This window comes from Microcoleus sp. K1-B1 (assembly GCF_036704705.1).
Lineage (GTDB): Bacteria > Cyanobacteriota > Cyanobacteriia > Cyanobacteriales > Microcoleaceae > Microcoleus.
This window is the reverse complement of record NZ_JAUBSH010000028.1, coordinates 57,706-65,831: the sequence shown is the minus strand read 5'-3', so window position 1 is coordinate 65,831 and position 8,126 is coordinate 57,706. Positions and strand designations below refer to the sequence as shown.

3 protein-coding genes are annotated in these 8,126 nt (G+C 44.9%); 1 reads left to right on the top strand and 2 read right to left on the bottom strand.

Annotated elements, in window-relative coordinates; translation table 11 throughout:
* The coding region (locus tag QUA83_RS13045; RefSeq protein ID WP_445301772.1) for a calcium-binding protein at positions 1-1,107 on the top strand (1,107 nt) is incomplete at its 5' end.
* 128 nt (positions 1,108-1,235) lie between these two features.
* Here the strand turns inward: QUA83_RS13045 and QUA83_RS13040 are convergent.
* Positions 1,236-6,605, bottom strand: a complete 5,370-nt coding sequence (locus QUA83_RS13040; RefSeq protein ID WP_333293559.1) for an AAA family ATPase — start codon at positions 6,603-6,605, stop codon at positions 1,236-1,238.
* Positions 6,606-7,590: 985 nt separating this feature from the next.
* On the bottom strand, positions 7,591-7,983 hold the full coding sequence (locus tag QUA83_RS13030; protein WP_333150755.1) for a hypothetical protein: 393 nt from the start codon (positions 7,981-7,983) through the stop codon (positions 7,591-7,593).
* Between the last annotated feature and the right edge of the window lie 143 nt (positions 7,984-8,126).

Below are 8,126 nucleotides of genomic sequence, written 5' to 3'. Positions count from 1 at the left end.
CCGACAACAACTCCAACTCCGACAACAACTCCAACTCCGACAACAACTCCAACTCCGACAACAACTCCAACTCCGACAACAACTCCAACTCCGACGCCAACTCCAACTCCGACAACAACTCCAACTCCGACGCCAACTCCAGGTACTCCCGCTGTCATTTTCATTGAACCACTTGGCAGTACCGAGGTACTCGAAAGCTTGGGCAGCGATATATACAAAGTGCGATTAAATACTCAGCCAACTGCTAATGTCACCGTCGCCATTACCCCTGAAACTCAAGTTACTGTCAGCCTACCTGCCCTTACTTTTACTCCCGCCAATTGGAATGTCGCTCAAACGGTAACGGTGACTGCGGTTGACGATGCGGTTGTTGAGGACGATCGCGTCAGCCCAATTAGCCACGCCACTACCAGCAATGACACATTGTATAATAATCTCGTCGCCCCTCTCACAGTCAATATCAGCGATAACGATAACTTAGGCGATGTCAAAACCTTGTCCCAAAAGTCAGTAATCGGTTTGACAGACTCCGACGATCGCATCACAGGATCGGCATTAAACGACATTATCCACGCACGCCCCGGCAATGATTATCTTCATGGTAAAGCAGGAGATGACTTGCTTTACGGACAAAAAGGGGATGACGGTATTAGGGGGGGTGATGGCAATGACATTATTTTTGGCGGCCAAGGAAGTGAATTTATTCAGGGTGACGGCGGTATTGACTTGATTTACGGAGGTAAGGAAAACGATCGCATTTACGGAGGCGATGGCGACGATATATTGTTTGGCGACGGGGGTAATGACTACTTATTTGGAGAAATGGGGGCCGACACTCTCACCGGCGGATTGGGTTTTGATGTGTTTGCGATCGCGATCGATACTGGTGGAACAGACTTAGCCGCCGCCGATGTCATTAATGATTTCACCCTAAATCAAGACAAAATTGATTTAATTAGCCCCCTTTCTTTTAACCAGTTAAATATTTTTCAAGGAACCGGTGCTTTTGTTAGCGATACTATAATTCAGTATCAGGTAACAGGGGAATATTTAGCTGTCTTGAAAGGAGTCACTGCCAGCAGTATAGTTCAGGCAGTAACTTTTTAGACTTCGTATGTTGTGGCGCTTTAGCGCTAAAGCGCAACCACATACCTACCCGATCGCGATCGCCTAGTTTGTAGGGTGTCTCAGCAGTCGATCGAACTTTTGCTGTGATTTTCAGGTATAGCAACCGCTTAATGTAAATTGTGTAGCCTGTCTTTGATTTTTGTGCGAGTCAACAATGCAGACTCACAGCGTTCCCAGTAAATTTTAGCAACGCGATCGCCCGGATTGTGACGCCAACACTCTTCAAAAAGCCGCGCCGCTTCAAATAACTTCCCTCCCGAGTAAAGTGCCCTAGCTTCTGCAAACAATTCCAGCGTAGCTAACTTGGCCTGTTTAATTTCTGGCGGATCTGCATCAAACACCTCATAAATCGTCACAGCTTCGGATTTTCCCTTGACTTTTACCGTATCGAGAGTGCGAATTGCGTACTGGGATGGATTTTTCAGGCGCGTATAAGTTGGCTGGGTAATTAATAGCGCCACCCCATAATTTTTCGTCAAACTTTCTACACGAGAAGCTAAATTCACCGCATCGCTGATTACCGTCCCGTCCATGCGATTTGGTCCTCCCACAGTTCCCAGCATCAAAGAACCCGTATTAATCCCAATCCCAATCTGAATCGGCGCACAGCCAGCGTTAGCGCAGTATTCATTGTATTCAGCGAGACGGTGCAGCATAGCAATTCCCGCTTTCACCGCATTATCCGCCTCACCGCTAAATAGCGCCATAATCGCATCGCCAATATATTTGTCGATAAATCCCTTATTTTCATTAATGACAGGTTCCATGCGACTGAGATAAGAATTTATAAATTTGAAATTATCCTCCGGCGTCATAGTTTCCGAAAGCGTGGTGAAGTCGCGAATGTCGGAAAATAACACCGACATTTCTAACTGCACTTGGTCGCCCAATTCCACATCAATGATGCTTGATTTCTCTAAAAACTGGAGGAATTGATGGGGAATAAATCGCTCGTAAGCTTTGTTGAGTTGAGCTAGCCTACTTTCATTTTTGCGTACTTCTGTATAAAGCTTAGAATTTTGAATTGAGATAGCCGCTTGTCCAGATAACACTTTTAATAGTTCCACTCTTTCAGGGGTAAAAGCTCCCGCTGTCAGATTATTTTCTAAGTAAACAATACTAATGACTTGAGATTGGTTAATCAGCGGTACACATAAAATTGATTTGGGCTGATGCTTTCGGATGTGGGCGTCCTTAGTAAATTGTCCCGATCGCGCAGCATCATCTAGTACCACGCTTTCTTGAGTGCGACTCACATAATTGACAATTGCGGAGGAAAGTTCTTGACAGGTTTCAACGGGGATTGACTGCAACACGGTGACGAGTTCGTCATCGATTTTCCCTTCAGCTTCAATGAACAGTTGTCCCTGGCTTAACAAAATCAGATAACCTCGTTGCGCCCCTGCATTTTCCATCAAAATCTTCATCAAGCTAGACAGTAGCTTATCGAGCATAATTTCTCCAGAAATCGCCTGAGAAGCCTTCATAACTGCGGCAATATCTAGGTGATTCCCCGAACCAGTCGTTGTCATTGCTACGGTAGTTTGAGTGTTTTTCCTTCCCGGTTGATTTACCGCGAATAATTGGGGATATCGCGTTTCTAAATCCGTTACCTTAGCAGTGGCTCCCCATTCTACATAACAATAATACGCCTCAAATATGTAGGATTGAGCAACTTTTGTTTTGCCCCATTCGGAGTAGAATTTGGCTGCTAGTTCGTTGGCCAGGGCTTCGTCATTAACATATTTGTTTTCTTTTGCTCCAGAAATCGCGCGATCGTACATTTCAATCGCCTCGGCTTTATTGCCCAACACCCGTTGCCGTTCTGCTTCCACTAAATACCATTTATGCAGATAATTCATCGGAGCATTTTGCGCCCACTGTTGCAGCGTGCTTTGATGGGTTTCCACTAAGGCAATAATTTCAGTTTGCTCAATTGCTGGCTGTGCGGGAAAAAGTGCCAGGTGCGTCAGGGCTGCATAAAAATGAAAAATGGGAACAAAAGCCGATCCAGATACTCCCATCAAATACTGTTTGACTTGGGTAATGTGGTCTAGGGCAGCCGTGTAATTGCCATAGCAGTAAGCAAGCAGCAGTTTGAAGATGCAGGCACAGGCGATCGCCGTAAATTCATTATCCTGATAGTGCTTGGGAATCATCACCGTTTCATCGTAGGCAGAGCCTATTAACAAATCCGGCCGAGTATGGGTTTCCCTCAAGTTTTGCACCGTCTGCTGAATCATATCCAAATAAACCCGCGCAGAATATTGTTTCAACTGCGCCATTACCGCCCTATAACTTGCTATTTCTGGTTCCCAAGTGTCTAGTTCTACACCAGCGAATAAATGAGTATAAAAACAAATATATATGTTGTAGCCAGCGTCTACAAAGTCGCCGGTTTCCATACCAAACCTATAGCCCTCTTTCAGCGTCGGTATCGTTGCCAAAAGAGATTCTTGGCGATGCTGAATCCAGCCACCAAACAAAAGTAGAACTGTGGACTTGAATTCGGGTACATTCAACCTATCCAGCAATGAAAGTGCCAATTGCCCAAAGCCATAGCCCGTTTCCACCTCTTGGAAAAAGGCACAGAAAACCATCCCGTGCATCGCATAACCCACCGTCGATGCGGGTGCATTCCCAAAAGAGAGCGATAAACTCACCATCGTTGAGCTCAGCAAGGGCAGTAAACCGGGCATTCCCTGAAAAATGGGTGGAAACAACATACCAGACAGTTGCATAGCTGCCTGAGTCTGTGGATTTGTCATCACAGGTAGGTGAACCAATTCCTCAATCTTTCTGCCGCTTAGTTGAGCCGCAAGGGCTTGTAGCGCTTTGCCAATCTTGGCTTCATCAGGTTCGGCAGGAAGCTCAATCCCCAATTGTAAGAGTGCCTCTCTTGCTACTGCGATCGTTTCTAAAACCTTGCTCTGGGCTGTCTGAGCGGCAATTTGAATTTCGTAAATTTTAACTCGATCTAAAATTGTTTGGGCTTCTTGCAAAACCAGTGCAGCCATCTGTTCCATACCATCAAAGTCACCATTCAAATAGGCAATTTCAGCAGCAGCAACATATAGATTTAGTGTCAATTCATATTGAGTTTGCCAGCAGTTGACTGTCAGTAGCTCAATTCCCGTTTGTAGATAAATATTTGCTGCAGCGTAGGCGGTAGAATTTCTAGCCTTACGTCCAGCTTCTAAGTTGAGTTGGGCTAAGGCGGAGCGTTCACTTAATTGATTGATTAACTCAATTCCTTGATTTAAATGCCCCACAATATCAAAGATTTTTTCTTCGATTTCTCTCTCAGAAGAACTTTGTAGGAGTAACTGTCCGATTTTCAAATGAGTGGCTTGTTTTTGATCGTCAGGAATCAATGAATAAGCCGCTTGCTGGACGCGATCGTGCAGGAACTTATAAGTGGGATTAGTAACAGACTCTGTAGAGGATTGAGTATCTGCTTGAATGAAGTTATAGCCTTCGGAAATTACTAAAATGAGTCCTTCTTGCAAGGCTTTCCACAGCGCTGATGCCGTTTGTTCTGGTAATTCTTCGCTGACTATTGCCAATGTCTCTAAATCAAACTGCGCCCCAATGCAAGCCGCCTGTTTTAGAACATCCTGAGTTTCGGCAGGCAACTTCTGCAATTGCGCCGCCATAAACTCCACCACATCCGAGGCGTCGGCAAATTTAACTTGATTAATATCGCATTGCCACCCCCCTTGACTGCCCCCCTTGCTAAGAGGGGATTGAGGGGGGTTAAAAATAATTTGACCATCTTCATGCAACGCCTTGAGGAATTGAGTCGAGAAAAAAGGATTACCTTGGGTTTTTTGATAAACCAATTCTGTCAAAGGTTGAGCAAAAGATAAATCGCAAATCAGCGTATCTGCTACCAACTGATTGAGATCTGCTAAACTCAACGGTTGCAAGGTAATAGTATTCACCACTGCCCCAGACTTCACAATCTCATCCACAGTCAACATAAACGGATGAGCCGGTGATACCTCATTATCCCGATAAGCACCCAATACCAAAAGATGCCCGGTATCTTCCATCAACAGTTGTAGCAATTTCAGCGATGCCGAATCTGCCCACTGCAAATCGTCCAGAAACATCACTAAGGGATGTTCTGCTTGGGTAAATACTTGCACAAATTTCTGCATCAGCAGATTGAAGCGATTTTGGGCGGCACTCCCCGACAATTCTAGTGCAGGAGGTTGAGCGCCAATGATGTGTTCTAATTCAGGAATTACGTCAATCAAGACTTGCCCACTCTCGCCTACTGCGGTGAGAATCAGGGTTTTCCATCTGTGTAACTGAGCGTCACTTTCTGATAATAATTGTCCCATCAATTCCCGAAATGCTTGCACAAATGCACTAAAGGGAATATTGCGTTGAAATTGGTCGTATTTGCCTTTGATAAAATAGCCACGCTGTCGGGCGATCGGCTTGTGAACTTCGTTCACTACTGCGGTTTTACCAATCCCAGAAAAGCCAGCCACCAGCATCATTTCGGCACTAGCATTACGAACTCTTTCAAAAGCTTTTAATAAATTATCAACTTCGGTTTCTCTGCCGTATAACTTTTCGGGAATTAGGAAATGGTCTGTAAGATCCAGCGTTCCCAAGTCAAATTCTTCTATGCTATCGGTTTCTTGTAATTGAACCAGACAGATTTCTAAGTCTTGCTTAAGACCCAATGCAGTTTGATAGCGATTTTCCGCATTTTTGGCCATCAGCTTGCTGACAATTTGCGAGACAATTAGGGGAATTTCTGGCTCGATTTCGTGCGGTGGAACTGGCTGTCTGGCAATGTGGCAGTGAACTAGCTCTAAAGCATCTTCTGTCTCAAAAGGCAGTTTTCCTGTCAGCAATTCGTAGAAGGTGACGCCGAGGGAGTAAAAGTCAGTGCGGTAATCGATTGAGCGATTCATCCTACCAGTTTGTTCCGGCGAGATGTAAGCGAGGGTTCCTTCTAAAACGTTGGGATTTTTCAGGGTTGGCATTTCTCGCGTTAGCTGAGTGGAAATGCCAAAGTCGATTATTTTGAGCTGTCCGGTCGCTGGATTGAATACTATATTAGAAGGGTTAATATCTTTATGGATGATATTGGCGCTGTGAATTTGCCCTAAAGTTTCAGTGGCAGCGATCGCAATTTGCAGAAATTCCTTGAGGCTAAACTTTCGCTGCTGCATCCATATTTTCAAGGATTCCCCGCCAAAGTCCTCCACAAAAATCACGAGGCTGTTTTGGTATTTTTGCAAGTCATAAACTTGCACGACTCCCGCCTCTTTCAGCTCTCGGGTGATGCGGTATTCGGTGCGGTAGCGTAGCAATTCTTGAGGTGTCGGGTAGCTCTCTTTGAGCAGTTTGAGGATGAGCGGTTGGCGATCCGCTTCCCGAAGGGCCCGGTAAACCAGAGAGTTAGCACTTTCGTAAAGCAGCTTCTGGACGGCAATGCCTGGAATGGACAGCATATTTATTTTTTTTGTAAAAATTAACGCGAAGTCAAAACACACCGGGTTCGTTGTGTCGAGAATAGCGCTTTAGAAAGGAACAAATTATGTTTTTATAACACACTCTTAGTTTTTCGGCAGCGAAGTGGCTTTCAGGTGGTCTGGCATAGTAAGGGTAAGAAGTTATTATGCGACGTACCTAAGCCTTGTTAATTCTCAACTCCATGAATTGTCACCGTTTCTGTTATCCAAACATCGTTAAAAATTGTCCCACCCCCAGCGCTAAGCAAAATTTTGAATATAGAGATTGTCACAGGTAGTTTTTTCACAACCAGAGACATCAACCGATTGGAGAAGAAACCAAATAATTGAGCGATCGGCTTTTATTAGAAAAAATATCTTGAGTCGCGATTGTAAAAGTCACGAGGGTGCCCCCGCTGGTTCCAATACTATGTGTTTTTCAACAATTAGCATCAGTCCCCCGGAAAGTTCAAGTAAAGTCAAAAAATCCAGGCAAGCTAACGATCTAAGGTGATGAAATGTAGTCGCTTGTAAGCACTAAGGCTAACAAGCAGTGGAAATAGCTGGCAATGGATGCCTTAACCAAAGAAATTCTAGGGGTGTATATAGGAAGTCGAGTTGAAATGGGTGCTAAAGGTTTTTGGGATTCCCTCCCAGGAGTTTACAGACAATGTGCCGTCTATTATACAGATTTTTGGGTCGCATATAAAAAAGTTTTGCCTCGCCAGCGACACAAATCTGTCGGGAAAGATACGGGCAAAACTTCTGAGATCGAAAGATGCAAGAACTCCCTGATGTACAGGATATCTCGCTATTGTTGTAAGAAAGAGTCTTTCCTAATCTAAAAAGCTCTCCAATCCTGTGGGAGCTTTGTGGTATTTTATTCAACATTACAACGCTTCTTTATCCCTAAAAGGATTAAGAATTTTTCGTTGCTATGCAAGACTACCAGACTTTGTTCTCATGATTTTGGAGAGTCATTTATCTACTTCCGCTTACCCTTCCCGGCTACAAACTCCCGCAGCCGGAGTAAACTAGCTGTTTGTCCCAAATTCAGCGGCAGCAGCGACACTCCCTCCAACCGAGACTGCACCCAACCATCGCCCCAATACCACTCGTGAAATCCGTCAATTCCCTGACTCAATAACAGCCGCAGACAATTGTGCTCAACAATATCAACGTGATGCTGAACTGCCACGGGGCCCAGCCAACTTGTAAAGGTCAAACCTCGAGCAAATTCTTCCGGCAAACCGCTAGACAACTGCTGCGGCCACAGCCACTGCTGCAATTGACTCGGACGCAACAAGCTGTCTCTAATCGCTGTTTCGGAAGCTTCAAGCTCAATCCGCAGGTTGCTTTGTTGAAAATTACCGAGCATAAGAATTTTAGATATAACTGCAAGTAACTTTAATGTAACTTATTGGACTGGTTCTAACCTCTTATCGGCGGGCAAGATGCCCAACCCCTACTCCCCACAAGCAGAAAATTTATCTGTTGTGGAACAGGCCCGAAAGCCTGTTC

Bases quoted from the DNA above. Each gene is read 5' to 3' on its own strand.
- QUA83_RS13040 (WP_333293559.1), bottom strand. From the start codon at position 6,605: ATGCTGTCCATTCCAGGCATTGCCGTCCAGAAGCTGCTTTACGAAAGT.
- QUA83_RS13030 (WP_333150755.1), bottom strand. From the start codon at position 7,983: ATGCTCGGTAATTTTCAACAAAGCAACCTGCGGATTGAGCTTGAAGCT.